The sequence below is a fragment of the Mycobacterium sp. 852002-10029_SCH5224772 genome (assembly GCF_001667315.1).
Lineage (GTDB): Bacteria > Actinomycetota > Actinomycetes > Mycobacteriales > Mycobacteriaceae > Mycobacterium.
Genome location: NZ_LZHT01000089.1, coordinates 55,191 through 77,809 on the forward strand (window position 1 = coordinate 55,191; position 22,619 = coordinate 77,809).

Consider the following 22,619-nt stretch of genomic DNA (forward strand, 5'->3'; position numbering starts at 1 on the left):
CTAGGTCGGTGGACGATGCCCCATTCCCTTGAGCTGGACGGACGCGGCCCCTCCGACCGCCAGCTGTTCAGCATCGGCATCGCGGTCGTGGTGGTCAGCGCCCTGATCACCGCCGCGATGTTGGTCAAATCCACTGGCAGGCTGAACGATTACGTGCGGGTGGTTGCCGATCTGGTCAACGTGGGCGATGGCCTTCCGCAGAAATCGGACGTCAAATATCACGGCGTGCTTGTCGGGATGGTCAACGACGTCATCCCGGCGGCGCATGGCAAACCCAACTATGTCCACATCGATCTCAAAGAGGAATACGCCAAGTCGATTCCGGCCGCCGTGACCGCACGGGTGGTGCCGAGCAACGTGTTCGCCGTGTCGTCGGTTCAGTTGGTGGGCAACGGCCCGGGGGCGAAAATCCGCCAGGGCGCGCATATTCCGGAGGACAAGCGGCTGCCGACCGTCTTGTTCCAAACCACGGTGAGCAAGTTGCGCGACCTGCTGGCCGCCGCGGGGCGCGGCCGTGACGACAGGTCCGTGGGGATCTTGGCCGCCCTGGGTGCGGCCACCGACCACCGCCGCGTCAGCCTGCTCAACGCCGGCGCGCAATTGAATCGCCTTCTCGACCAGCTCAATTCGATTGTCAGCACCGACACCGGCCCGTCGACAGTGTCCGCGCTCCTGGATGCGACGACCGGGCTCGCGCAGACCACGCCGGATCTCCTCGACGCGTTGCATCAGGCCGTCGAGCCGATGCAAACCTTCGCCGAGACGCGTGGGCAGCTCACCTCACTGTTGTCGGGCGCCGACGACACGGTCGGCACGACGCGCCAGTCGTTCGACAACCACATCGACCAACTCATCCGGATCACCACCGATTTCACGCCGGTGCTCGGTGTGTTGGCGCAGAAGTCGAACAACTTCGTGCCCGCGGTCACCAAATTGGACAACCTGGCCAACCAGTTCATGGAGCAGGTCTGGAACCCGGAGAAAAATCTGGGCAACATGCACGCGATGCTGACGTTCACGCCCAGTTCCACCTACACACGCGCCGACTGTCCTCATTACGGCGAGTTGAAGGGACCCAGCTGTTTTACCGCCCCGCTGATTCCGGTGCGGCCCGATCTGCCCGAGGTGCTGCTGCCGCAGAACTATCATCCGCCCAAGGATCTGGCGCCGCCGCCGGGCACCGTGATCGGGCCGGACGGCAACCTGGTTGCGGTAGGTCCGCCGCTGATCAACCCGAATCCCAATTTGACCGATCCCAATCCCCCGCTGGCCCCTGGGATTACGCCGTCGCCGCCCGTACCCGGGACCGCGAATCCCGACAATCCGTCGCCGGGGGCGCCGGCGACACCACAACCGCACCAACCGTGGGTCGCGCCTGTGGCGCCCAAGGCGCCGTGGATTCCGCAGGCCGCGTTTGGGGGGAACGTGGGACCCGTTGGGAGCCAATACGAACGAAACCTGTTGGGCGTGATCACCGGAACGCCGGCCACGCCGGCCACCGAGCTGTTGCTCGGTCCGGTCGCCCGTGGAAGCACGGTGTCGCTTGCCCATCCGCCCGGGGAGGCCAAATGAAGTTTCGAGGCCCGCTCATCGCGTTGGTCCTGTTCATGGTCGTCTCGTTGACGCTGACGTGGCTGGTGTATGTGAGCCTGCGGCGTGACGTGGCCGGCGACACGGCCCGGTATTCGGCGGTGTTCACTGACGTCTACGGGCTTCGCGAGGGTGACGACGTCCGCATGGCCGGGGTGCGCGTGGGCCGCGTCGAAAAGGTCGAGCTGGACGGGAAATTGGCGAAGGTCTCGTTCGTGGTGCAGTCCGAACAGCGGTTGTTCGGAAACACCCTGGCGTCGGTTACCTACCAGAACATCGTCGGCCAGCGTTACCTCGGACTGTCTTTGGGCAAGGGAGGCAGCCCGCAGCTGCTCACGCCCGGCAGCACCATTCCGCTGGAACGCACCGAGCCGTCTTTCGACGTCACCACGCTGCTCAACGGCTACGAACCGTTGTTCAGCCTGCTGAACCCCCACGACGCCGACAACCTCACCAAGGGCATCATCGCGTCGCTGCAAGGCGACACGTCGTCGCTGGCCACGCTGGTCGGCCAGACTTCCACGCTCACAGAAACATTCGCGGGTAGGGATCAGGCCCTTGGCAGCGTGATCACCAACCTCAACAAGGTGGTGGGAAATCTCGCGGCGCAGAACGACGACCTCGACGGGGTCATCACCCAGACCCGCAGCGTCGTCGGCGAGCTCGACCGGCGGCGCCCCGACCTGGTCGCCTCGGTGGGGTCGCTGGCGCGGGTGAGCGGCCGACTGTCGACCTCGGCGACCGACGTGTATCCGGCGCTGCGCGAATTCATCGATCGCCAGCCCGGTGTCGCCAGACACATCATGGACGTCGAACCGCAGGTGGCGTTCTTCGGTGACAACATTCCGCTGCTGCTGAAGGGACTTGTCCGGGTCGGCAATCAGGGCGCCTACGGCAACGCCTATGTGTGCGACGTGAACTTCTTGGGGTTCTTCCCCGGGCTCAACGATGTCGTGCCGATCATCATCAATGCCGCGACACCGGGAAACAGGGCGTGGCACACCCCGCGATGCAGGAGCACGGTCGATGGCTGACCAGTCTGTGCGGCGGCGGATTTCGGGGATGAGGCAGCGTCCGCTGGAAAGTTACAACACGACGTGGCTTGGGTTCATTGCCGTCGCGGTGGTCGCGGTGGTGATCGGAGTCATGCTGGTGGTGCACGCGGTCGGAGCCGGATATCGGCATTACACCGCGGAGTTTCTGCAAGCGGCCTCGTTGCGGGCCGGTAACCCGATCGTGGTCGCCGGCATCCCGGTGGGCAACGTCACGAGCATGAAGCTCGTCGGCGACCACGTCGAGGCGGGGCTGAAGGTTCGGGACAACATCGCGCTGGGCAAGGACTCCCGTGCGCGGATCAAGGTCACCACGATCCTGGGTTCGCGCTACCTGGCGCTGGAGCCCAACGGCCCGGCGCACCTGCCCAACAACACCTTCGACCTGGCGCACACCGAGGTGCCCTACGACCTGCAGGCCGCGCTGCAGGACGCCACCACCACTTTCGAGCAGGTCGACTCCGACAGGTTCGCGCAGTCGCTTGCGGTGCTCGGCAAACAGCTCGAGGGCCTGCCCGCGGTTGTGCCGCAGGCGATTACGAATATCAACACACTGTCGTCGATCATCGCGGTGCGTCGTGACCAGCTGGGACAGCTGCTGCGCAGCACCGAGCAGGTGACGAACACGCTGCGCCGCCAGCAGGCCGGCATCGGCAATCTGGTCAACCAGGGCCAAGATCTGCTGGGCCAATTCGTCGCGCGGCGCGCCGTTTTCCACACGATGATGCAATCCCTCACGAGTCTCGTCGACACCATGAGCCAGGTCGTGGTCAACGACCGGGCGGGTCTGGATTCGCTGATCAAGGACATGCGTGACTTCACCAACCTGATGTCCGCGCACGACGACCTGCTGCACAGCATGCTACAGATCAGCCCGATCTTCTTCCGCGAGGCTGCCAACCTCACGGGTGAAGGCAACGCGGTCAACTTCAACGCCCCCAACGTTCCGTTGATCGACTCGTGGATGTGCGCGATCAGCGGCCGTGCCAAGCAATTCGGCATGATCCAGTACTTCAAGGACTGCAAGTGAAAGGCGCCTCGAGCCGGGCCGGGGCCACACTCGCCGTCAAGGTCGTGGCCGTCGTCGCCGCCGTCGCGGCAGTCGCTGCGGTGGTCGGCATCGGTTGGTGGTTCCTGCGCTCCGACGAGGGCACGATCACCGTGACCGCCCAATTCGACAGCGCCTCAGGACTTTACGAAGGCAACGTGGTGGCGGTGCTGGGCATGCCGGTAGGCACTGTCACCAAGATCAACCCCAAGGGGGGCTACGTCGAAGTCGACTTCACCGTCGACCGCCACGTCAAGGTTCCCGCCGCCGCGCAGGCCGTGACGGTGTCGACCTCGATCCTCACCGACCGGCAGATCGAACTCACGCCGCCCTATCACGATGGGCCGACTCTGCAGAACCACGACACCATCGGGTTGCCCCGGACGAAGACGCCCGTCGAATTCAGCAGCGTGCTCAACGTGTTGGACAAGGTGACGAAGTCGCTCGAGGGCGACGGGCACGGCGGCGGACCGATCGCCGATGTGCTCAATGGCGGCACCGCGGTGGTCAACGGCAACGGCGAGAAGATCAAAGCCGCTCTCGGTGAGCTGTCCAAGGCGCTGCGCCTGTCCAGTGACGGCGGCGCAACGACCCGCGAGCAGATCACCTCGATCGTCAACAACATCAGCACGCTGTTCGACGCCGTCGCCGCCAACGACACGAAATTGCGCGAATTCGCCTCCACCATCCACCAAGTCAGCCAGATCATGGCGGACGAGGACCTGGGCAGCGGCAGCACCGGACGCAAGCTCGACCACCTGATCCAGCGGGCCGGCGACCTGCTCGACGCCAACCGCGACAACGTCAAGCAGGTCGTCGGCAACGGCAACACCGCGCTGAAGACGGTGGCCGACCAGCGGCGCGACCTGGCAGAACTCCTGGACCTGGCCCCGCTGCTCGCCGACAACGCCTACAACATGATCGACCGGGCCAACGGCGCGGTGCGGGCCCGCTTCCTCACGGACCGCTTGATTTTCGACAGCCAGTACACCAAGGAGATCTGCAACCTGATGGGTCTTCGGCAACTGGGCTGCAGCACCGGGACCATCCAGGACTTCGGCCCTGATTTCGGGCTGACCTATGTGCTCGACGGTATGGCCGCCATGGGGCAGAAATGACGATCACGGGCAGGCGGGGAATGCCGGCGGTGCTGGCCGCTGCCATGGTGACCGCGGGGTGCGCCACGAATGGCCTTGCCAGCCTGCCCCTTCCGGCGCCGGGGCTGGGTTCGGGCGGCTATTCGCTGAACGCGGTGTTCTCCAACGCGCTCAACCTGCCGATGAACGCCAAGGTCAAGCTCGCCGGCGCCGACGTCGGGCAGCTCGAATCGATGATCGCACGCAACTACACCGCGCTCACCCGGCTGCGGATCAGAGACGGCGTGCAACTGCCCCGGGGCAGCACCGCCGAATTGCGCACCGCAACACCATTGGGCGACGTGTTCGTCGCGCTGAAGCCGCCGCCCGAGGGAGACGCTGAGGGGCCACTGCTGCGCAACGGCGACACCATCGGCCTCGATTCCACGGCGGCCGCCGCGACCGTCGAGTCGGTGTTGAGCTCGGCGGCGATTCTGGTCAACGGTGGCGCCGTCCGCAATTTCACCAACATCATCAACGGCTTCGGCAAGGCGACCGGCGACCAGGGCCAGGCGTTCGGAGACATGATCCGCAAGTCCAACGAGCTGCTCGGGACGCTGGATTCGCGGTCCGATCAGATCAAGAACGCGCTGACCCAATTGTCGCATCTGGCCGACCAACTCGACGCCAAGAATCACACCATCAGCGACCTGATGGCGGCCGCCCGTCCCGCCACGTCGGCCCTGGCCGACAACACCGCCCAGTTTTCCAATCTGGCCGTGCAGGTGGGCGACACCTCCCGGCTGCTGGCCCGGTTCCCGACGATCGGCGGGACCGACACCAGCGGCCGCAGCTTGATTCGCGACCTGAACACGGTGGCCGGGGCCGCCAATGATGTTGCGGTGAGCCCGGACACCAGCTGGCTGTCGGTGAACCGGTTGATCCCCCCGTTGGTCAAATCGACGGCGGGCAACTCCATTTCGGTGAACGTGAGCGTGGATAAGATCATGCTCGGATCGATCCCCGATATCGGATTCCCGGGTGACATCGGGCTGCACGGCCCGCACCACTACAACGTGAACCTGCTCGTCGGCACCCTCAAGTACACCCTGTGGCGTCTGCAGGAACGCGTGGTCGGCCGGGGACCGGATTCGCCGCAGGTTCCCGTCATCCCGGACCCGACCATCCCGGGCCAAATCGACGTCGCCCCCGGGCCCCCACCGGTACCCGCCTCTCCGCCGGGGCCACCCGAACCGCCACCGCCGGGACCGCAACGATGATCCGCGCCATCGCCAACGGCGCCAATTTCGTTGTCCGCGCGGTGCGCACCGGGCATCGACAACAGGTTTGGCTGTCGGTGGCCGGATTGGTGCTCATCCTGGTCGTCGCCACCACCTACCTGCTCATCGGCGCGTTACGGGTGAAGCCCTTCGCATCGTCCTACCGGGTCACGGTGCAGTTGGCGGAATCCGGTGGGCTGCTTCCCAATCAGGATGTCGCGCTGCGTGGGGTGCGCATCGGCCGTGTCGAGTCGCTGCAGATCACCGACGACGGGGTCAACGCCATCGCCAACATCACGTCAAAGGTCCGGATCCCGGCGAACAGCGTGGTGCACGTCTCGGCGCTTTCGCCGGCCGGTGAGCAGTACATCAACTTCGAAGCCGCGTCCGACGCCGGTCCGTATCTGCACGACGGCAGCCGTATCGCGCTGGACCACACCACCGTTCCGGTCAGTTTGGCGCGGTTGCTCGGCGACGCCGACGGGCTGCTGGCCCAGGTGGACCCGCACAAGGTCGAGTTGATCAAGAAGGAGCTGAGCCTGAGCAAGGAGGGCCCGGCGAAGCTGACCGCCATCGTCGACGGCGGCACGTTCCTGCTGTCGACGCTCGATTCGGTACTGCCCCAAACCACCAGCATCATCAAGACCAGCCGGGTCGTGCTCACCCTGGCGAGCGACAAGAACTCCGGCTTGGGCGCTGCCGCAACGGAACTCAACCAGACGTTGACCGGCGTGGCCAGGATGCAGGCGGGTTATCGCCGTTTGACTCAGCAGACGCCGCGCACCCTGTCAGCCGTCGACAATCTGTTCGCCGACAACTCCGACACGATGGTGCAGTTGCTGGGCAGCATGGCCACCATGTCGCAGCTGCTGTATCTGCGGGTCCCGGCGCTCAACGCGCTCTTCCCGGACTACCGCGGGTCGGTGTTGGACGCGGTGACGAGCGCGTTCCACGACAACGGGGTGTGGGCGATTGCCGATCTGTACCCCCGCTATGTGTGCGACTATGGGACCCCGTCGCACCCGTCGTCGGCCGCCGACTATTACGAGCCGTTCATGTACACCTACTGCCGCGACGACGACCCCGCGGTGTCGATCCGAGGGGCCAAGAACGCCCCGCGCCCAGGCGGCGACGACACCGCCGGCCCGCCGATGGGGGCCAACCTGGGCAGCAGAACGGATCCGACCCCCAAGGGCCGCTACACCATTCCCACCCCCTATGGCGGCCCGCAGCTGCCGATCGAACCGCCGCACTAGGCTCTGAACCATCCGAGCCGATCCCTAGGAGATGATCGTGATCGTGACCTCCCAAAAGAATCCGAAGTCCGAGGCCGTCAAAACGGAGCCGGACGCCGAATTGCCGGAAGCCGCGGCCGACGATGTTGACGACGTCACGGCCGACGAAGCCGCTGAGCAAGCCGACCAGGACGACGGCAAGGGCGGTCTGCTCAAACCCAAGCGTCCTGAGTCCGAGCGCCGGAAGCGGCCCTGGAAGCAGTATCTGCGCCGCGGCATACTGCCGCTGTTACTCGTTGCCTCACTTGCCGTTTCGGGCTTCCTGGGATGGCGGCAGTGGCAGGAGCATCAGGTCAAGCTGGCCGGCGAACAGGCCCAACAGGCGGCGGTCGCCTATGCGCAGGTACTGACGAGCATCGACTCGAACAAAGTCGACGAGAACTTCCGGCAGGTGCTCGACGGTGCGACCGGCGAGTTCAAGGACATGTACACCCAGTCCAGCGTGAAGCTTCGGCAGCTGCTGATCGACAACAAGGCGACCGCGCATGGGGTGGTGGTGGACTCGGCCATTCAGTCCGAATCCACGAACAAGGTCGTCGTGCTGGTGTTCATCGACCAGACCGTCACCAACACGGCCGCGCCCGACCCGCGCATCGACCGCAGCAGGATCAAGATGACCATGGAAAAGGTCGACGGCCGCTGGCGGGCAAGCAAGGTGCAGCTGCTGTGATGCGCCCACTCTTAGCGGCCTTCGTATTGGCGGCCGCCGCAACGCTTCCCACGTTCGCCGCTGCGCACGCATCGGCCCCGTCGTTCTGTGGCGAGCTCGGCGGTGACTGGGACGGCCAGTATTGCCACACCTCGGTGACCTCGGAGCGCAAAGCCGTGCGCGACATCAAGGTCGCGGTGCCCGAGGATTTGGTCGACAATCCGACCACGGGCCCGGTGATCCGCGACTACCTGCACACCCTGGTGAACAATTGGCGAAATGCCAACTCCAGCATGGCCGCCGACAGCTACGGCGAGGAGAACTTCGAGGTCTTTCGGCACGCCAACCTGCTCAGCGCGGTGTTTCACGAGGACTATCACGCCGACGGACCCAGACCCAACAACGCCTACCGGACCTTCACGTTCGACATGGCGGGTGGCAGGCGCGTGCAGCTGGGGGACCTGACGACGTCAGATCCGCTGACCGCCATTCCTCCGCTGGCCCAACCATTTATCGAAACCGCGCTCGACCAGGCACCGCCGCCGCACGACCCGGGAAGCTACCCGTTCACCGTCGACCGCTGGACCCCTGACAAGGTCTACTCCGGGGCGTACAAGGCCTGGGCGGTCACGCCCGACGAGCTGATCCTCTACATGCCGGACTACCCGGTGGCCCACGACAGCCCGGTCAATTTCACGCCCGGCGTCATGCAGTGGTTCATGGACGGCGGAACGGTCCAGGCGCACATCCCGCTGTCCGCCTTGGCTTCCGTGCTGCGCATCTGAGCGGGGCTTTGACCCAGGCTAGCCAGGGATATTCGCACGGGTCGGTTCGCCGGCTTCGATGGGCGGGAACCATGGCGCTCCCCGCAGCGGGCGGTAGTCGGCGACCGCGAACGCGGTTGCGGCTGCAGAGAGCAGCGCACCGAAGACACCTGGCTGACGGGTGGCGTGTTCGGGAAAGTCAAAGGGGATCAGCCAGGCGAGCAACAACATTGACGTGGTGTTGAGTAAGTCGGTTGCGGCGATGAACGAAAGATCAGGGCGGCCCGCGCCAAATTGCCCGCCGGTGATCGCCGTGACGATGCCAAACAACCCGGCGACCAGGAAAAGCACGGCTGCCACCGTATTGAACTCCCACCCGGTGCGGTGGGTGCCCTCAACCCCGGCCCAGGGCAAAAAGAGTGTTGATATCAAGCATGCGCCGCCGGCGCCGGCGATCAGCCGTCGGTAGAGGGGTGTCGTCGCAGCCATATCGGACCTCCGGTGACGGGGCGGGCAGCCCGCCTACATTGATATAACGATTGTTATTCCTAATCACGGTCCACATAACGCTTGTTATGGAAAGATGTCAATGGTGTCTTCGACCGATACTTCGTTGAGCGTCCGAAATCGTCTCGTGGCCGCGGCGTTGGCTGTGCTCGAGAGAGACGGACCGGCTGCGATCCAAGCACGCACGGTTGCTGGCGAGGTTGGCGCGTCCACGATGGCGGTGTACACACACTTCGGTGGCATGCCCACGCTCATCGAGGCGATGATGCGTGAAGGCCTTGCGCGCTTCGCCGAGCACACTCGCGCGGTGGCCCATACCGACGACCCGATGGCCGATCTCATCGCCGGCGGACTGGCCTACGGTGAGTTCGCGATGCAAAACCCGCAGCTGTACCGGTTGCTGTTCGGTCTCAGCGACTTTGGCAAAGTCGACAAACTTTTAGCGGATGGCACCACGCCTTGGGATCTCACCGAAGGTGTCGACGCGCTGTCTGTTCTGGTCGCCGCGGTCGAGCGGGTCATCGAATCCGGGCGGATCCGACCGCAGGAGCCGGCCCCCGCGGCCACCCAAATCCTCAGTGCCACGCACGGATTCGTCCTTCTGGCGATGGGCGGATTCATCGACTCTCAAGGGCTACAAGACGTGATGGTCCCGCTGGTGGTCAATCTGATGGTGGGTCTCGGCGACACCCGCCGGCGCGCGGAACGCTCCCTGGCCGCCGCGATGAAAGCGCGCGCTTCTCCGGCGCACGACAACTGAGGACTCGCCCCCGAACGCTGCCGCCCGTCCACCCTATGGTGGACCTGGACCGGCTCAGTCCTCCGGGTTGTAGCCGAGGTAGGAGTTGAGCCAGCGCTCGGCTTCGGCCAGGGTCCAGCCCTTGCGCTTCGCGTAGTCGGCGATCTGGTCCTGGGCCATCCGGCCGACCACGAAATACTGCGACTGCGGATGCGAGAAATACCAGCCGCTGACGGCGGCACCGGGCCACATCGCCATCGACTCGGTCAGCTCAATACCGGTCCGCTGGTGGACGTCCATCAACTCCCAGAGCGTCGCCTTCTCGGTGTGCTCGGGGCACGCCGGGTAGCCCGGGGCGGGGCGGACTCCCTGGTACTTCTCGGCGATGAGTGCCTCGTTGTCCAACTGTTCGTCAGGCTGGAATCCCCAGAACTCCTTGCGGACCCGCTGGTGCATCCGTTCGGCGAACGCCTCCGCCAGCCGGTCGGCGATCGACTCCAGCAGGATCGCGCTGTAGTCGTCGAGGGCTTCCTTGAACTCCGCGATCTTTTCTCCGCTGCCGAGCCCGGCGGTGACGGCGAAGGCGCCGATGTAGTCCGCCAGACCCGTTTCTTTGGGGGCGACGTAGTCGCTCAGCGACCGGTTCGGGATGCCGTCGCGGTGCTCGCCCTGCTGGCGCAGGTGGTGCAACGTGGTCAGCACCTCGGTGCGGGTGTCATCGGTGTAGACCTCGATGTCTTCAATACCCGAACCGACCGCGTTGGCCGGGAAGAACCCGATCACCGCGTTGGCCGTCAGCCACTTCTCCTTGATCAGGGTGTCGAGCATCTCCTGGGCGTCGTCGTACAGCTTGCGGGCCGCTTCGCCCGAGGCCGGGTTGTTGAGGATGTCGGGAAAGCGGCCCTTCATCTCCCAGGCGTTGAAGAACGGCTGCCAGTCGATGTACTCGCGCAACTCGGCGAGGTCGTAGTCGAGAAACTCCCGCACGCCGAGGCCCTGGGCGGGCACCGGCGGCGTGTAGCCGTCCCACTCGATCGGCGTCCGGTTCGCGCGGGCCTTCTCCAGCGTCATCATCGGCCGCTCGTTCTTCTGGGCGTGCCGTTCGCGCAGCGATGCGTAATCTTTCTCGGTGGCCTCCAGCAGGGCCGGGCGTTGCTTGTCGTCGAGCAGCGCCGCAGCGACCGGCACCGATCGGGAAGCGTCCTTGACCCAGACCACCGGGCTGCTGCGACGCGGCGATATCTTCACGGCCGTGTGGGCGCGCGAGGTGGTCGCGCCGCCGATCAGCAGCGGGATCTTTAGGCCTTCGCGTTCCATCTCGGCGGCGAAGTTGGACATCTCGTCCAGCGACGGGGTGATAAGGCCGGAGAGGCCAATCATGTCGGCGTTGTGCTCCTTGGCCGCGTCCAGGATCTTCTGCGCGGGCACCATCACACCGAGGTCGATCACCGTGTAGTTGTTGCACTGCAGGACGACCCCGACGATGTTCTTGCCGATGTCGTGGACGTCGCCCTTGACGGTCGCCATCACGATGGTGCCGTTGGTGGACTCGGCGTCACCAGGCTGCTTCTCTGCTTCGATGTAGGGCAGCAGGTACGCCACGGCCTTCTTCATCACCCGGGCCGACTTCACGACCTGGGGCAAAAACATCTTGCCCGCACCGAAGAGGTCACCGACGACGTTCATGCCGTCCATCAGCGGGCCCTCGATCACCTCGATCGGCCGACCGCCCGCGGCGGCGATCTCGGCCCGCAATTCCTCGGTGTCGGTCTCGACCTCGGCGTCGATGCCCTTGACCAGAGCGTGCGTGATCCGCTCGCGTACCGGCAGGCTGCGCCACTCGGCTTCCGCCGGATCCTCGGACTTCTCCGATCTGTTGAACCGTTCCGCGATCTCCAGGAGCCTTTCGGCCGCGTCCTCGCGACGGTTCAGGACGACGTCCTCGATGCGCTCCCGCAACTCGGCGTCGATCGAGTCGTAAGGCACCAGCGCGCCGGCGTTGACGATGCCCATGTCCAGGCCGGCCCTGATGGCGTGGTACAGGAACACCGCGTGGATCGCCTCGCGGACAGGATTGTTGCCGCGGAACGAGAACGACACGTTCGAGATACCGCCCGAGATGTGCACCCCGGGAAGGTTCTCCTTGATCCAGGCGCAGGCCTCGATGAAGTCGATCCCGTACGTTGCGTGCTCCTCGATCCCAGTCGCCAGCGCGAAGCAGTTCGGGTCGAAGATGATGTCCTCGGGCGGAAAGCCGACCTCTTCGGTCAGGATCCGGTAGGCGCGCCCGCAGATCTCCTTGCGGCGCTCCAAATTGTCGGCCTGACCCTGCTCGTCGAAGGCCATCACGACGACGGCGGCGCCGTACTTGCGGCACAGCCGTGCCTCGCGGATGAACTTCTCCTCGCCCTCCTTCATGGAGATCGAGTTGACGATCGGCTTGCCCTGCACGTTCTTCAGGCCCGCCTCGATGACCTCGAACTTGGAGGAGTCGATCATCACCGGGACGCGGCTGATGTCCGGCTCGGCCGCGATCAGCTTGGTGAACCGATCCATCGCGGCGACGCCGTCGATCATGCCCTCGTCCATGTTGATGTCGATGACCTGCGCGCCGACCTCGACCTGCTGCAGGGCGACCGACAGCGCGGTGTCGTAGTCCTCGGCCTTGATCAGGTTGCGGAACCGGGCGGAGCCGGTGATGTTGGTGCGTTCGCCGATGTTCACGAACAGGGAGTCCTCGGTGATGTTGAGCGGCTCCAGGCCCGAGAGCCGGGTGGCCACCTCGATCTCCGGCAGCTCGCGCGGCGGCTTGCCCTCGACGACCTTGGCGATCTCGGCGATGTGCGGCGGCGCCGTTCCGCAGCAACCACCGACCAGGTTGACCAGGCCGGCCTCGGCGAACTCGGCGATGTAGCCCGCCTGACGTTCCGGGTCCTCGTCGTACTCGCCGAAGGCGTTGGGCAGGCCCGCGTTCGGGTAGCAGGAGACGAAGGTGTCCGCGATCCGCGCCATCTCGGCGATGTAGGGCCGCATCTCCGGCGCGCCCAGGGCGCAGTTGAGACCCACCGCGAGCGGCTTCGCGTGCCTGATCGCGTTCCAGAATGCTTCGGTGACCTGACCGGACAACGTCCGCCCGGAGGCATCGGTGATGGTGCCCGAGATGATCACCGGCCAGCGGCGTCCGCGGTCCTCGAACAGCGTCTCGACGGCGAACACGGCCGCCTTGGCGTTCAGCGAGTCGAAGATCGTCTCGATGATGAGGAGGTCGGCACCGCCGTCGACCAGGCCGTTGGCGGCTTCGAGGTAGGCGGCGACCAGCTGGTCGTAGGAGACGTTGCGGGCGCCGGGGTCGTTGACGTCCGGCGAGATCGATGCGGTCCGCGTCGTCGGCCCGATGGCGCCGGCGACGTAGCGGGGCTTCTCCGGGGTGCTGAACTCGTCGCAGGCCGCCCGCGCCAGGGCAGCGCCGGCGTAGTTGAGCTCGTAGGCCAGATCCGCCATGTCGTAGTCGGAGAGCGAGATCGCCGTCGAGTTGAAAGTGTTGGTCTCGAGGATGTCGGCGCCCGCCTCGAGGTACTCGCGGTGGATCCCCTCGATGATCTGCGGCTGCGTCAGGTTGAGCAGGTCGTTGTTGCCCTGAAGGGCGGTCGGCCACTCCGTGAACCGATCACCGCGGTAGCCGGCTTCGTCCGGCCGGTCGCGCTGGATCGCCGTCCCCATCGCGCCGTCGATCACCATGATCCGCTGGCGCAGAGCAGCGGTCAGTTCGTCGGTGCAGTCGGGGCGGATATTCGGCGCGAAGGTGTTCGACGCGGAAGTGTTCGTCTCAACGGCGGTCACATGCATTCCTTCCGTAGCGGAAGGCGTCCTTGACTCTGCCGAGCGTGGCGGATACCGGCAGGACCGGAGACCCGTTGCAACGCCTCTCGACCAGAAAAGTCTACGTCGTCACCCGACGCCTGGACGCCCCAGCTCGACCCGACCCGCGATGCCCTCGATCGCCAGTTCGCGGATCTTGTCGGCAATGTAGTAGTTACCAAGGTTAACGAGATTGTGGCTGAACGTATTTCGTCTCAACTGCGGCGACGTCGTTGTTGCAGGCGTCCAGGGTCAAATCCGCGGCCTGCAACTGGGTGCCCGTCGCACCGTCCGTGCCGTAGCGGTGTTCGTTGGCGGCAGTCACGCCATAAGAATAGTCGACCTATGTAAAGCCGCCGGTAAATCGCCCGACGGGCGCCAATTCACGGCCACCGCGCCCCGAAGATCGGGGCGCAAGGCCGTACGCTAATTCTGTGACCCCGCCCGACGGCCCCCCCTTTGGCGAAGCCGCATTGCCCGAACTGCACCAGACCGTCGTCGTGGCCGCGTTCGAGGGCTGGAACGACGCCGGCGACGCGGCCAGCGACGCGCTCGAACACCTCGAGGCCATCTGGGAAGCCGACCCGATCTTGGAGATCGACGACGAGGCGTACTACGACTACCAGGTGAATCGCCCGGTGATCCGGCAGGTGGACGGGGTGACCCGCGAGCTGGTGTGGCCGGCGATGCGGATCTCGCACTGCCGGCCCCCGGGCAGTGACCGCGATGTCGTGCTGATGCACGGGGTCGAACCCAACATGCGCTGGCGCACCTTCTGCGCGGAGTTGGTGGCCATCGCCGACAAACTCAACGTCGACACCGTGGTGATCCTGGGTGCCCTGCTGGCCGACACCCCGCACACCCGGCCCGTTCCGGTGTCGGGCGCGGCCTACTCCCCCGAGTCGGCGAAGCGCTTCGGTCTCGAGGAGAGCCGCTACGAGGGTCCCACCGGCATCGCCGGGGTGTTCCAGGACGCCTGCGTGGCCGCCGGGATCCCGGCGGTGACGTTCTGGGCGGCGGTGCCCCACTACGTGTCGCAGCCGCCGAACCCGAAGGCGACGGTCGCCCTGCTGCGCCGCGTCGAAGACGTGCTCGACATCGAGGTCCCGCTGGCGGACTTACCGACGGACGCCGAGGAATGGGAGCAGGCGGTCACCGAGATGACCGCCGAGGACGAGGATCTCGCCGAATACGTGCAGTCGCTGGAACAACGCGGCGACGCCGAGGTCGACATGAACGACGCGCTGGGCAAGATCGACGGCGACGCCCTGGCCGCCGAGTTCGAGCGCTATCTGCGCCGACGCCGCCCCGGCTTCGGGCGCTAGTCGCTGCCGAATTTGCCGGCGACCGATCAAGTACGGAAGCATCGCTTCGCGACCCACCGATTGGACGTTTTCATGGCCGCGTTGCCTGGTGACGGCGACCCCAACCAAGTAGTCGGCGACTTCGGCGAAGACGCCGGTTATCGCAAGGGACTCAAGCCCCGGCAAGTGCAGATGATCGGCCTCGGCGGCGCGATCGGCTCCGGGCTGTTCCTGGGTGCGGGCGGCCGACTGGCCAACGGGGGCCCAGGGATGTTCCTGGTGTACGCCGTGTGCGGCATCTTCGTCTTCCTCATTCTGCGAGCGCTGGGTGAGTTGGTGTTGCATCGCGCGTCGTCGGGCTCGTTCGTGTCGTATGCGCGCGAATTCTTCGGCGAGAAGGCCGCTTACGCCGTCGGCTGGACGTATTTCCTGGGCTGGTCGATGACGGCCATCGTGGACACCACCGCCATCGCCACCTATCTGCGGCGGTGGACGACGTTCGAATCGATCCCCCAGTGGGTGTTGGCGCTGCTCGCCCTCATCGTCGTGTTGTCGATGAACCTGATCTCGGTGGAGTGGTTCGGTGAGCTGGAATTCTGGGCGGCGCTGATCAAGGTTTTCGCGCTGGTCGCCTTCCTGATCGTGGGAGTCATCTTCCTGGCGGGGCGCTATCGGGTCGACGGCCACAGCACCGGACTGAGTCTGTGGGCCGACCACGGCGGCCTGTTTCCCTCCGGGGTGCTGGCGGTGCTGCTGACCACCTCGGGCGTGGTATTCGCCTATGCCGCCGTCGAATTGGTGGGCACGGCCGCCGGGGAGACCGCCGAGCCGGAGGAGGTCATGCCCCGCGCGATCAATTCGGTGATCGCGCGCATCGCGATCTTTTACGTCGGCTCGGTGGCGCTACTGGCGTTGCTGTTGCCCTACACGTCGTACAAGGCCACCGAAAGTCCTTTCGTCACTTTCTTTTCCAAGATCGGTTTGCACGGCGCCGGGGATCTGATGAACATCGTGGTGCTCACCGCCGCCCTGTCGAGCCTGAATGCGGGACTGTATTCGACCGGCCGGATCATGCACTCGATGGCGTCCAGCGGCAGCGCACCCAGGTTCGCGACCCGGATGTCCAAGAACGGGGTGCCGTTCGTCGGCATCGCGATGGCGGCGGCCATCTGCCTGCTCGGCATCGCCCTCAATGCCTTCAATCCCGGCGAAGCCTTCGAGATCGTGCTCAACATCGTGGCGCCGGGCGTCATCGCGAGCTGGGCGACCATCGTCTTATGTCAGCTGCGCTTCTATCGGCTGGCCAAGGCCGGGCTCATCGAACGGCCGCGGTTCCGGATGCCGTGGGCCCCATACTCCGGGTACCTCACCCTGGCGTTTCTGGCCGGCGTCCTGGTGATGATGGCCTTCGACAAACAGACCGGCACCTGGACCATCGCCACGGTGGTGGTCGTCATCCCGGCGCTGAGCGCCGGATGGTTCCTGGTGCGCAACCGGGTGGCGGCCATCGCGTCGCAGCGCGTGGCCCAAACCGGCTAGGACTTGCCGAGGTCCTGGTTATAGGCACTGGTGGAACGACCGAGCGCGGCGACCTGGGCGTCCAGTTGGGGTAACAACTCGGCGGTGGATTTGCGCAGCGGCGCTTCGCCCACCGAGCTGGACAGCACCGGCTTGAACCAGCGGAACAGAGCCACCCAGCGGGGGCAGTAAACGCGGGTGCGCCGGTGCTGGATGCCCTTGACGAATGCGGCCGCGCATTTGTCGACGGTCGTCGTCTTGTTCAGTGGCCACGGGAAGCTGGCAAGCAGTTGGTTGAACGCCGGCAGGTCGGTCTGGGTGTCACGGACCAGGGCGGTGTCGATCCAGGACATGTGCGCCGAGCCGACGGTGACGCCCTGGTGGGCCACCTCCAGCCGCAGCGCATTGGCGAACATCTCGACGCCGGCCTTGGAGGCGTTGTAGGGCGCCAGCCCGGGCGCCGCCGCGTACGCGGCCAGTGACGAGACGATCAGCACGTGGCCGCGCCGCTCGATCACCGCGGGCAATGTGGCGCGCACGGTGTGAAAGACGCCGAGGACGTTGATGTCGAGCAACCGTTTGAAGGCATCGGGATCGACTTGGGCCACCGAGCCGTAACTCATGATGCCGGCGTTGGCCAGCACCACGTCGATCCCGCCGAATCGCTCGACGGCGCGGTCGGCGGCGGCCTGCATGGCGGGCAGATCGCGCACATCGGCGACCGCCGTCAGCACCCGGTCTTCGCCGAGCTCAGCGGCGATCGCCTTCAGGTCGGCGTCGTTGAGATCGGTCAGGACCAGTTTGGCGCCCCTGGCCGCCAGCCGGCGCGCGACCTCGGCCCCGATCCCCCGGGCGCCCCCGGTGATGAAAACGACTTGGTCTCGCAGCGATGTCATGGCCGACAACGTACTCCACGACGGCGCTCGGTGAGATACAGCTAAACAGTCCCCGGTCCGAGCGTCCTCGGTGACCTCATCGTCGTCGCCGAATCCGGTGCCCCATCCAGCGTCTCGCTCAGGTTGAGCGCGCAGCGGCGTGGCCAAGAAGGGTGCGGATGCCAAAAAGTTCGGGCGCCATCACGAATGCGAACCGACTATCCATGCAGGATCGCGGAATTCCGGCTTCGCCGGTGCATTCGGGCATCGTCGGCGGGTAATCGCACGAGACCTGAATGTCTCAAGAGCACGGCACTGTTCAGTCGACGGCAGGCAATTTCCTGGTTGCTTGGTTACCACTACCCCAACTGGGCGTTCGCACTACTCTACTTGGCCCCGACCGTGCGCCGGAGCGGCAGACGCGACCATAAGCTCGCGGCATGACATGTGGTCGAGCATGTTGACGGGGGCCGCTGGATGACAAACGGCGGTTCCGTCCCATCGCCAGCCGGCGATTCCACGGGCGCGGAGGAACATAGCCAGCTCAGCTATCGGGAGCTGGATATCACGGCGCGCGCCATCGCGTCCAACAGGCAACGGCGCGGTGCTGCGGGCGAACGGGCGTCGGCCAGCACCATCGCGGTTCACCGGAGCGCGACCGGGGGTCAGTCGGCTTCGGCCACGGATTCCACCTCTCAAAGTGGAGGAACGCCGCACAAAAAATCACCTCCCCTAGCCCGCTCAGTGTGGAACTTTGTGACGCGCACCAGCTTGGGTGGTGTTGAAACCTACCTCTGGCACCGCCAGGGCAGCAATGAGTTCTGCTGGCGTCCCGTTGGAAGGCATTGGGGCGGCGGCAACGCCTAACCGCGCAGGCGGGCGAATTGACCTTGCCGATACTGCTCGACGCACGCCGCTCGCCGAACCTTGCCACTTGTGGTGATCGGGATCGAACCGGGCACTACCACAACCAGATCCGCGATGCCGACGCCGTGCGAGTTGCAGACCGCCGAGGTGACTTCGCGCTCGACGACGGCGAGCTTGTGCGCTGCCTCTTCGTGGGACGCGTTCTGGTTCTTGACTTCGATGATGACGACAAGCTTTTCCATGCCCCCATTCGGAACCGCTATCGCCGCGCACCTACCCCGGGTGATTTCCTGGACCGTCGCTTCGATGTCGTCGGGTGAGTGGTTACGCCCGTAGACGATCAACAGATCCTTGATCCGTCCGATGATGAACAGCTCGCCTTCGAAGAAGAATCCCGAGTCGCCGGTTCGCAGCCATGGCGCTTCCGGTGTGCCGGCCGACGGAGCGACAAGCCGATCATCGAACGTGCGCTCAGTCTCTCGAGGCTTCTCCCAGTAGCCCATGGCAACGTTGTCACCGTGAATCCAGATCTCGCCGACGGTTCCCTGCGGGCACTCAATCCTGGTGTCCGGATCAACGACACATATCATCGGTGACCGCGGCGCCCCGTAGCTGACCAACGGTGTACCGCTTGGGCTTTCGCAGCGCTCCGCGGTGCCGGTGGCCAGCTTCTCGGGTTCGAAGCGCACGATTTTGGGTGGTTGCGCCGGTGTGCGGGTCAGCGCGTACACCGTAGCCTCTGCGAGCCCATAGCCTGGCCGTACCGCCGCCTCGGGCAAATTGAAGCGCGCGAACCGGTCGGTGAAGCGCTGCAACGTCGCAGGATGCACACGTTCGCTGCCGCTGAGTATGACCAGCACATCCCCCAGATCCAGTCCGGCCATGTCCTCGCCCGACGTTTTGCGTGCCGCCAATTCGAAGGCAAAGTTCGGCGCCGCCGAAAATGCGTGACTTTCCTTGGCCAGCAATTGCATCCACCGGGCCGGTCGCTGCAGGAACGACACCGGACTCGTCAGCACAGCGCGAATTCCGCCCAGAATCGGTGCGCACACCCCCAGTATCAAACCCATGTCGTGATAGAACGGCAGCCACGAGACTATGGTCGTGTCTGGTGGAGCGACGCCTCCGTACTCCGCGCAAAAGTCGGACATGACCTGCCCGAAATTCGCCAGCAGGTTCCTATGCGAGACCATCACCCCGGCTGGTTGACGGGTCGATCCGGACGTGTACTGCAAATACGCCAGCTCTAGGTGATCAGAGCACCCGGCGCCGGATCCTGTCCTGGCGTCCAGGTCCAGCAGATCGACCTCGACGACGGACGGATTGGGTCCGCCAGATTGCGACTTGACGTATCCGGCAACGGTTTCCGCGGCGGCCGATGTTGTGAGCACGATAGTCGGCGACGAGTCACGCAGCACCGAGCTGACGCGCTCATCGCTGACGCCACCTAACGGAATGGCAAGCGGAACTGCAACCTGTCCCGCATGCAGTGCGCCGAGAAACGCCACGATGTAATCCAGCCCCTGCGGGGCCATTATCACCGCGCGATCCCCCGTCGACCCGCAAGGCTGAAGTGCCCGTGCAACATTCACCGTTCGCCGATACAACTGCGACCACGTCAGGCTTTCGGCAACCCCGTTCCAGTCCTGCTCGTAATCAATAAAGGTGACGGCCGTGTCATTGGGCTGCAAGCTGGCGCGTTCACACAGCAGGTCAGAAATAGAGATCTCAACCATAATCACTCCATCCCGCTGCGGCCGGGGGTCCAAAAGGGTTTAGTGCGTATCTGCCGGCGGTCCCAGCCACGTTCGGCGATCAATATTTTGCGTAAGGTTTGTATGGTGCGGGCCTCGCCGGCGAGGTAGGCAATTCCGGGATACTCAGGCAGTGGGAGGCGGCGCAGCGCGTCGGCGAGCACAGCAGAGTTTGCGGCCGAGGCGGAACCGCGCTCGACCCGGGTCAGCTGTGTGGCCAGGGGAAGATGGTCGATTTCGGCCGCAGCCTCGATCACCCCGTAGATCTCGGCGGTTGGACGCATGGATCGAAGCATCGCGGCGAAGGCGACCGAAGCGGTTTCTTCGCCGGCGAACACGTGGTAGGGCGCGTCGTGGCGTATGACGAGCTTGCCCTGGGGCCGGGTGAGATTAGCGTGATCTCCGACGGCGGTGGCCATCGCCCAGCGTCTGGCTGGTGTCGCGCCTTTTGGATCACCGTCGTGGTCGACCATGACGATGTCGAGCGCACCGAGGTCCGGGTCGACGTCGTAGATGGAATACGTGCGTAGCACGGGGTATCGGTGCAGCCGCAGAACGGATTCACGCAGACTCTCGACCTGCACCCGGACATGCTGACCTGGCGTCCAGGTCAGTCCCCGCAGTCGCGGGCCGTTGAACCGGATGCGGCGCATTCTTGGTGTCAGCCTTTCGATCTCGCTGACGGTTGCAGAGAGGAACACCGCGTCGCGCAGTGTGTTGATGAGCGGGAAACCTTCGATGAGGGTAGCCACGGAGTACTCCACGAGGTAGCGGTGGTCGGAGGTAGAAGCTGATCTGCTCAGTAGTTGTTGCAGGTGTTGAACACCCGCTGGACAAGCCCAAACTCCTGGTCAGCCCCTGGCTGGCTCGCCAGCATCTGCGCCATCTGCTGGCGTTGACTCGGCGGCGAGGCGAGGAACTGACGCAAAAAAGACGTGCTCTCCGGCGAAGAAGTGAATTGTGCGGCGGCTTGGGGATCTGCCGTCTGCAGCGCAGATATCACCTGCCCGTAATTGCAGGTTGTGTTGACAAACGGAGTCAAATCCCGGTCGGCGCACGCGAGCCCGGCCCCCGCGGTCAACGACAGTGTCAGGCCGCAAACCCCGACAGCCAACCTAGTCAACGATGGCGTGGCCATTTTTGGACACCTCCTGAACCGGAGTGAATTCGAGGTGCAATTCCTTGAGACGCCTGAACAATAGGGTTCGATCCCATTTGAACCGACGAGCGCTGGGGGGACCGTGCTCGGCCTCTGAAAGCCGAATGTCTGCCATCCGGTCAAGGATTCTTTCCAAGCTCACCCGCACTTCGGCGCGCGCAATCGGGGCGCCCGGGCAAGTGTGGACACCGCGGCCGAATGCCATGTGATGCAGTATGTTCGGACGTCCGATACGAAATTCGGCGGGGTCGTCGAACCGTCGTGGATCGCGGTTTGCCGCACCGTTCATCACCAGTACGCTGGTACCGGCTTGCACATCGAGCTCACCGATCCTGGTATTGCGCCGCGCCAGGCGGAAATTCGATTTGATAGGGCTTTCGAAGCGCAGCATTTCCTCGATGAAGGCGGGGATCTTTGAGTTGTCCTCGCGCAGTTGCTCTTGCAAGTCTGGTCGCTCCGCCAGCATGAGCATCGAGAGACTCAGCAGGTCGATAGTCGTGCCGTGGCCGGCCGCGTACATGAAGGTGGCAACGCGGGCAACGTCAATCGGGTCGGGCGTCGTGCCGTCGGGAAACTTTGCCAAGGCAAGCTCGGTGAGGACGTCGTTGCGCGGATTACGCCGCCGATCCTCGATGTACTCGACGAACCACTCCTCTTTCACGCCAACAAAACCGCTGCGATCGCCTTCGAGCCTGCTGGCTCTCGCGGCGCTGCGGAATCGCTCACGGTCGGCCTCGGGTACGTCCAGCAGGTCGGTGATCGCGTCGAGCGTATATGGAAAATTGTAATCGAACACCATCTCGCACTTGCCCTTTGCGACGAAGCGGTTGAGCTGCTCGTCGGCAAGCCGCCACAGGAAGTCCTCGTTGTTCTTGAGCTGCTTGGGCGTAAACAACCGGCTCAACAGTGCGCGATGTGCCGTGTGCTTCGGAGGATCAAACGTTAGGAAGTAGTCGCCGAATGTAACTCCGTGGCGGTGCTTTTCGATCAGATCCGAGATGTCATCGCTGTCTGTTTTGGCCGGAATCCCCGACCATGGTCCGCTGACGATATTGCATACCGAGAAGGTCTTGTCGGCGTCGCGTTGCACGGCGATGGCCTCGTCGTACCCTGAGACCATCACCACGCCGTGCGCCGGCTCACGCCATGCCGGGCAGCGACGGATGGCGTCGTAGTAGTCGTACGGGTCATCGACGAGCGACTTCTCGGTGAAGAAGTCGAGGTTCTCGGGTGCGCTCGGAGCGGACTTTCCCGTGGTCATGTAGTCAGATGCCATGATTCAAA

18 protein-coding genes and 1 pseudogene are annotated in these 22,619 nt (G+C 64.8%); 11 read left to right on the forward strand and 8 right to left on the reverse strand.

Going from position 1 to position 22,619, the window contains the following annotated elements; genetic code table 11:
* Nucleotides 1–15: 15 nt before the first annotated feature.
* Genes A5775_RS16140 through A5775_RS16175 form a run of 8 tightly spaced genes read left to right on the forward strand, consistent with a single transcriptional unit; the run spans nt 16 to nt 8,775 of the window.
* Nucleotides 16–1,572, forward strand: coding sequence for an MlaD family protein (locus tag A5775_RS16140; RefSeq protein ID WP_067254284.1), 1,557 nt, complete (start codon nt 16–18; stop codon nt 1,570–1,572).
* A complete protein-coding gene (locus A5775_RS16145) occupies nt 1,569–2,624 on the forward strand; it encodes an MlaD family protein (RefSeq protein ID WP_067254287.1) in 1,056 nt (351 codons plus the stop codon). The genes A5775_RS16140 and A5775_RS16145 overlap by 4 nt, the downstream gene beginning before the upstream one ends.
* Nucleotides 2,617–3,672, forward strand: a complete 1,056-nt coding sequence (locus A5775_RS16150) for an MCE family protein (protein WP_067254291.1) — start codon at nt 2,617–2,619, stop codon at nt 3,670–3,672. The genes A5775_RS16145 and A5775_RS16150 overlap by 8 nt, the downstream gene beginning before the upstream one ends.
* Nucleotides 3,669–4,808 carry an MCE family protein gene (locus A5775_RS16155; protein ID WP_067254295.1) on the forward strand — a complete coding sequence of 380 codons (1,140 nt, stop codon included), beginning with the start codon at nt 3,669–3,671 and terminating at the stop codon, nt 4,806–4,808. Before A5775_RS16150 ends, A5775_RS16155 begins: the two co-directional genes overlap by 4 nt.
* Entirely contained in the window at nt 4,805–6,046 is a 1,242-nt protein-coding gene (locus tag A5775_RS16160) for an MlaD family protein (protein WP_067254299.1), read from the forward strand. Before A5775_RS16155 ends, A5775_RS16160 begins: the two co-directional genes overlap by 4 nt.
* Entirely contained in the window at nt 6,043–7,302 is a 1,260-nt protein-coding gene (locus A5775_RS16165) for an MlaD family protein (protein ID WP_067254302.1), read from the forward strand. Before A5775_RS16160 ends, A5775_RS16165 begins: the two co-directional genes overlap by 4 nt.
* Nucleotides 7,303–7,333: 31 nt before the next feature.
* Nucleotides 7,334–8,011, forward strand: coding sequence for a tetratricopeptide repeat protein (locus tag A5775_RS16170; RefSeq protein ID WP_067254306.1), 678 nt, complete (start codon nt 7,334–7,336; stop codon nt 8,009–8,011).
* Nucleotides 8,011–8,775 (forward strand): mannan-binding family protein, encoded by a 765-nt coding sequence (locus A5775_RS16175; protein ID WP_067254370.1) that lies wholly within the window; start codon nt 8,011–8,013, stop codon nt 8,773–8,775. Before A5775_RS16170 ends, A5775_RS16175 begins: the two co-directional genes overlap by 1 nt.
* Before the next feature lie 18 nt (nt 8,776–8,793).
* On the opposite strand, the gene A5775_RS16180 is transcribed toward A5775_RS16175, so the two are convergent.
* Nucleotides 8,794–9,243 carry a hypothetical protein gene (locus A5775_RS16180; RefSeq protein ID WP_067254308.1) on the reverse strand — a complete coding sequence of 150 codons (450 nt, stop codon included), beginning with the start codon at nt 9,241–9,243 and terminating at the stop codon, nt 8,794–8,796.
* Nucleotides 9,244–9,343: 100 nt separating this feature from the next.
* Between A5775_RS16180 and A5775_RS16185 the strand changes: the two genes are divergently transcribed.
* Nucleotides 9,344–10,021: a TetR/AcrR family transcriptional regulator gene (locus tag A5775_RS16185; protein ID WP_067254312.1), complete on the forward strand. Its 678-nt coding sequence runs from the start codon at nt 9,344–9,346 to the stop codon at nt 10,019–10,021.
* Nucleotides 10,022–10,075: 54 nt separating this feature from the next.
* Here the strand turns inward: A5775_RS16185 and metH are convergent, their stop codons facing one another.
* Nucleotides 10,076–13,846, reverse strand: a complete 3,771-nt coding sequence (gene metH / locus A5775_RS16190) for a methionine synthase (protein ID WP_067254315.1) — start codon at nt 13,844–13,846, stop codon at nt 10,076–10,078.
* Nucleotides 13,847–13,984: 138 nt separating this feature from the next.
* Nucleotides 13,985–14,129 (reverse strand): annotated as a pseudogene (locus A5775_RS26265) (hypothetical protein); the annotation flags it as partial.
* A gap of 163 nt (nt 14,130–14,292) precedes the next feature.
* Between A5775_RS26265 and A5775_RS16195 the strand changes: the two are divergent.
* Both A5775_RS16195 and A5775_RS16200 read left to right on the forward strand, forming a co-directional pair.
* Nucleotides 14,293–15,183, forward strand: a complete 891-nt coding sequence (locus A5775_RS16195; RefSeq protein ID WP_197512632.1) for a PAC2 family protein — start codon at nt 14,293–14,295, stop codon at nt 15,181–15,183.
* 72 nt (nt 15,184–15,255) lie between these two features.
* Nucleotides 15,256–16,701, forward strand: coding sequence for an amino acid permease (locus tag A5775_RS16200; RefSeq protein WP_067254373.1), 1,446 nt, complete (start codon nt 15,256–15,258; stop codon nt 16,699–16,701).
* Here the strand turns inward: A5775_RS16200 and A5775_RS16205 are convergent.
* The 5 genes from A5775_RS16205 to A5775_RS16225 form a co-directional block, all read right to left on the reverse strand.
* Nucleotides 16,698–17,576 (reverse strand): SDR family oxidoreductase, encoded by an 879-nt coding sequence (locus tag A5775_RS16205; RefSeq protein ID WP_067254318.1) that lies wholly within the window; start codon nt 17,574–17,576, stop codon nt 16,698–16,700. The two genes, A5775_RS16200 and A5775_RS16205, sit on opposite strands and share 4 nt — an antisense overlap.
* A gap of 842 nt (nt 17,577–18,418) precedes the next feature.
* Nucleotides 18,419–20,158 (reverse strand): AMP-binding protein, encoded by a 1,740-nt coding sequence (locus A5775_RS16210; protein WP_067254321.1) that lies wholly within the window; start codon nt 20,156–20,158, stop codon nt 18,419–18,421.
* A gap of 2 nt (nt 20,159–20,160) precedes the next feature.
* The gene (locus A5775_RS16215; RefSeq protein WP_197512634.1) at nt 20,161–20,928 is read right to left on the reverse strand and encodes a siderophore-interacting protein; all 768 of its coding nucleotides are present in this window, start codon (nt 20,926–20,928) and stop codon (nt 20,161–20,163) included.
* A gap of 47 nt (nt 20,929–20,975) precedes the next feature.
* Complete coding sequence (locus A5775_RS16220; protein ID WP_067254328.1) at nt 20,976–21,314, reverse strand: hemophore-related protein; 339 nt, start codon at nt 21,312–21,314, stop codon at nt 20,976–20,978.
* Nucleotides 21,292–22,611: a cytochrome P450 gene (locus A5775_RS16225; protein ID WP_067254331.1), complete on the reverse strand. Its 1,320-nt coding sequence runs from the start codon at nt 22,609–22,611 to the stop codon at nt 21,292–21,294. Before A5775_RS16225 ends, A5775_RS16220 begins: the two co-directional genes overlap by 23 nt.
* Between the last annotated feature and the right edge of the window lie 8 nt (nt 22,612–22,619).

Coding starts and splice junctions, on each gene's coding strand:
- A5775_RS16200 (WP_067254373.1), top strand. CDS start 15,256: ATGGCCGCGTTGCCTGGTGACGGCGACCCCAACCAAGTAGTCGGCGAC.
- A5775_RS16210 (WP_067254321.1), bottom strand. CDS start 20,158: ATGGTTGAGATCTCTATTTCTGACCTGCTGTGTGAACGCGCCAGCTTG.
- A5775_RS16160 (WP_067254299.1), top strand. CDS start 4,805: ATGACGATCACGGGCAGGCGGGGAATGCCGGCGGTGCTGGCCGCTGCC.
- A5775_RS16180 (WP_067254308.1), bottom strand. CDS start 9,243: ATGGCTGCGACGACACCCCTCTACCGACGGCTGATCGCCGGCGCCGGC.
- A5775_RS16175 (WP_067254370.1), top strand. CDS start 8,011: ATGCGCCCACTCTTAGCGGCCTTCGTATTGGCGGCCGCCGCAACGCTT.
- A5775_RS16220 (WP_067254328.1), bottom strand. CDS start 21,314: ATGGCCACGCCATCGTTGACTAGGTTGGCTGTCGGGGTTTGCGGCCTG.
- metH (WP_067254315.1), bottom strand. CDS start 13,846: ATGCATGTGACCGCCGTTGAGACGAACACTTCCGCGTCGAACACCTTC.
- A5775_RS16185 (WP_067254312.1), top strand. CDS start 9,344: ATGGTGTCTTCGACCGATACTTCGTTGAGCGTCCGAAATCGTCTCGTG.
- A5775_RS16170 (WP_067254306.1), top strand. CDS start 7,334: ATGATCGTGATCGTGACCTCCCAAAAGAATCCGAAGTCCGAGGCCGTC.
- A5775_RS16205 (WP_067254318.1), bottom strand. CDS start 17,576: ATGACATCGCTGCGAGACCAAGTCGTTTTCATCACCGGGGGCGCCCGG.
- A5775_RS16165 (WP_067254302.1), top strand. CDS start 6,043: ATGATCCGCGCCATCGCCAACGGCGCCAATTTCGTTGTCCGCGCGGTG.
- A5775_RS16225 (WP_067254331.1), bottom strand. CDS start 22,611: ATGGCATCTGACTACATGACCACGGGAAAGTCCGCTCCGAGCGCACCC.
- A5775_RS16145 (WP_067254287.1), top strand. CDS start 1,569: ATGAAGTTTCGAGGCCCGCTCATCGCGTTGGTCCTGTTCATGGTCGTC.
- A5775_RS16150 (WP_067254291.1), top strand. CDS start 2,617: ATGGCTGACCAGTCTGTGCGGCGGCGGATTTCGGGGATGAGGCAGCGT.
- A5775_RS16140 (WP_067254284.1), top strand. CDS start 16: ATGCCCCATTCCCTTGAGCTGGACGGACGCGGCCCCTCCGACCGCCAG.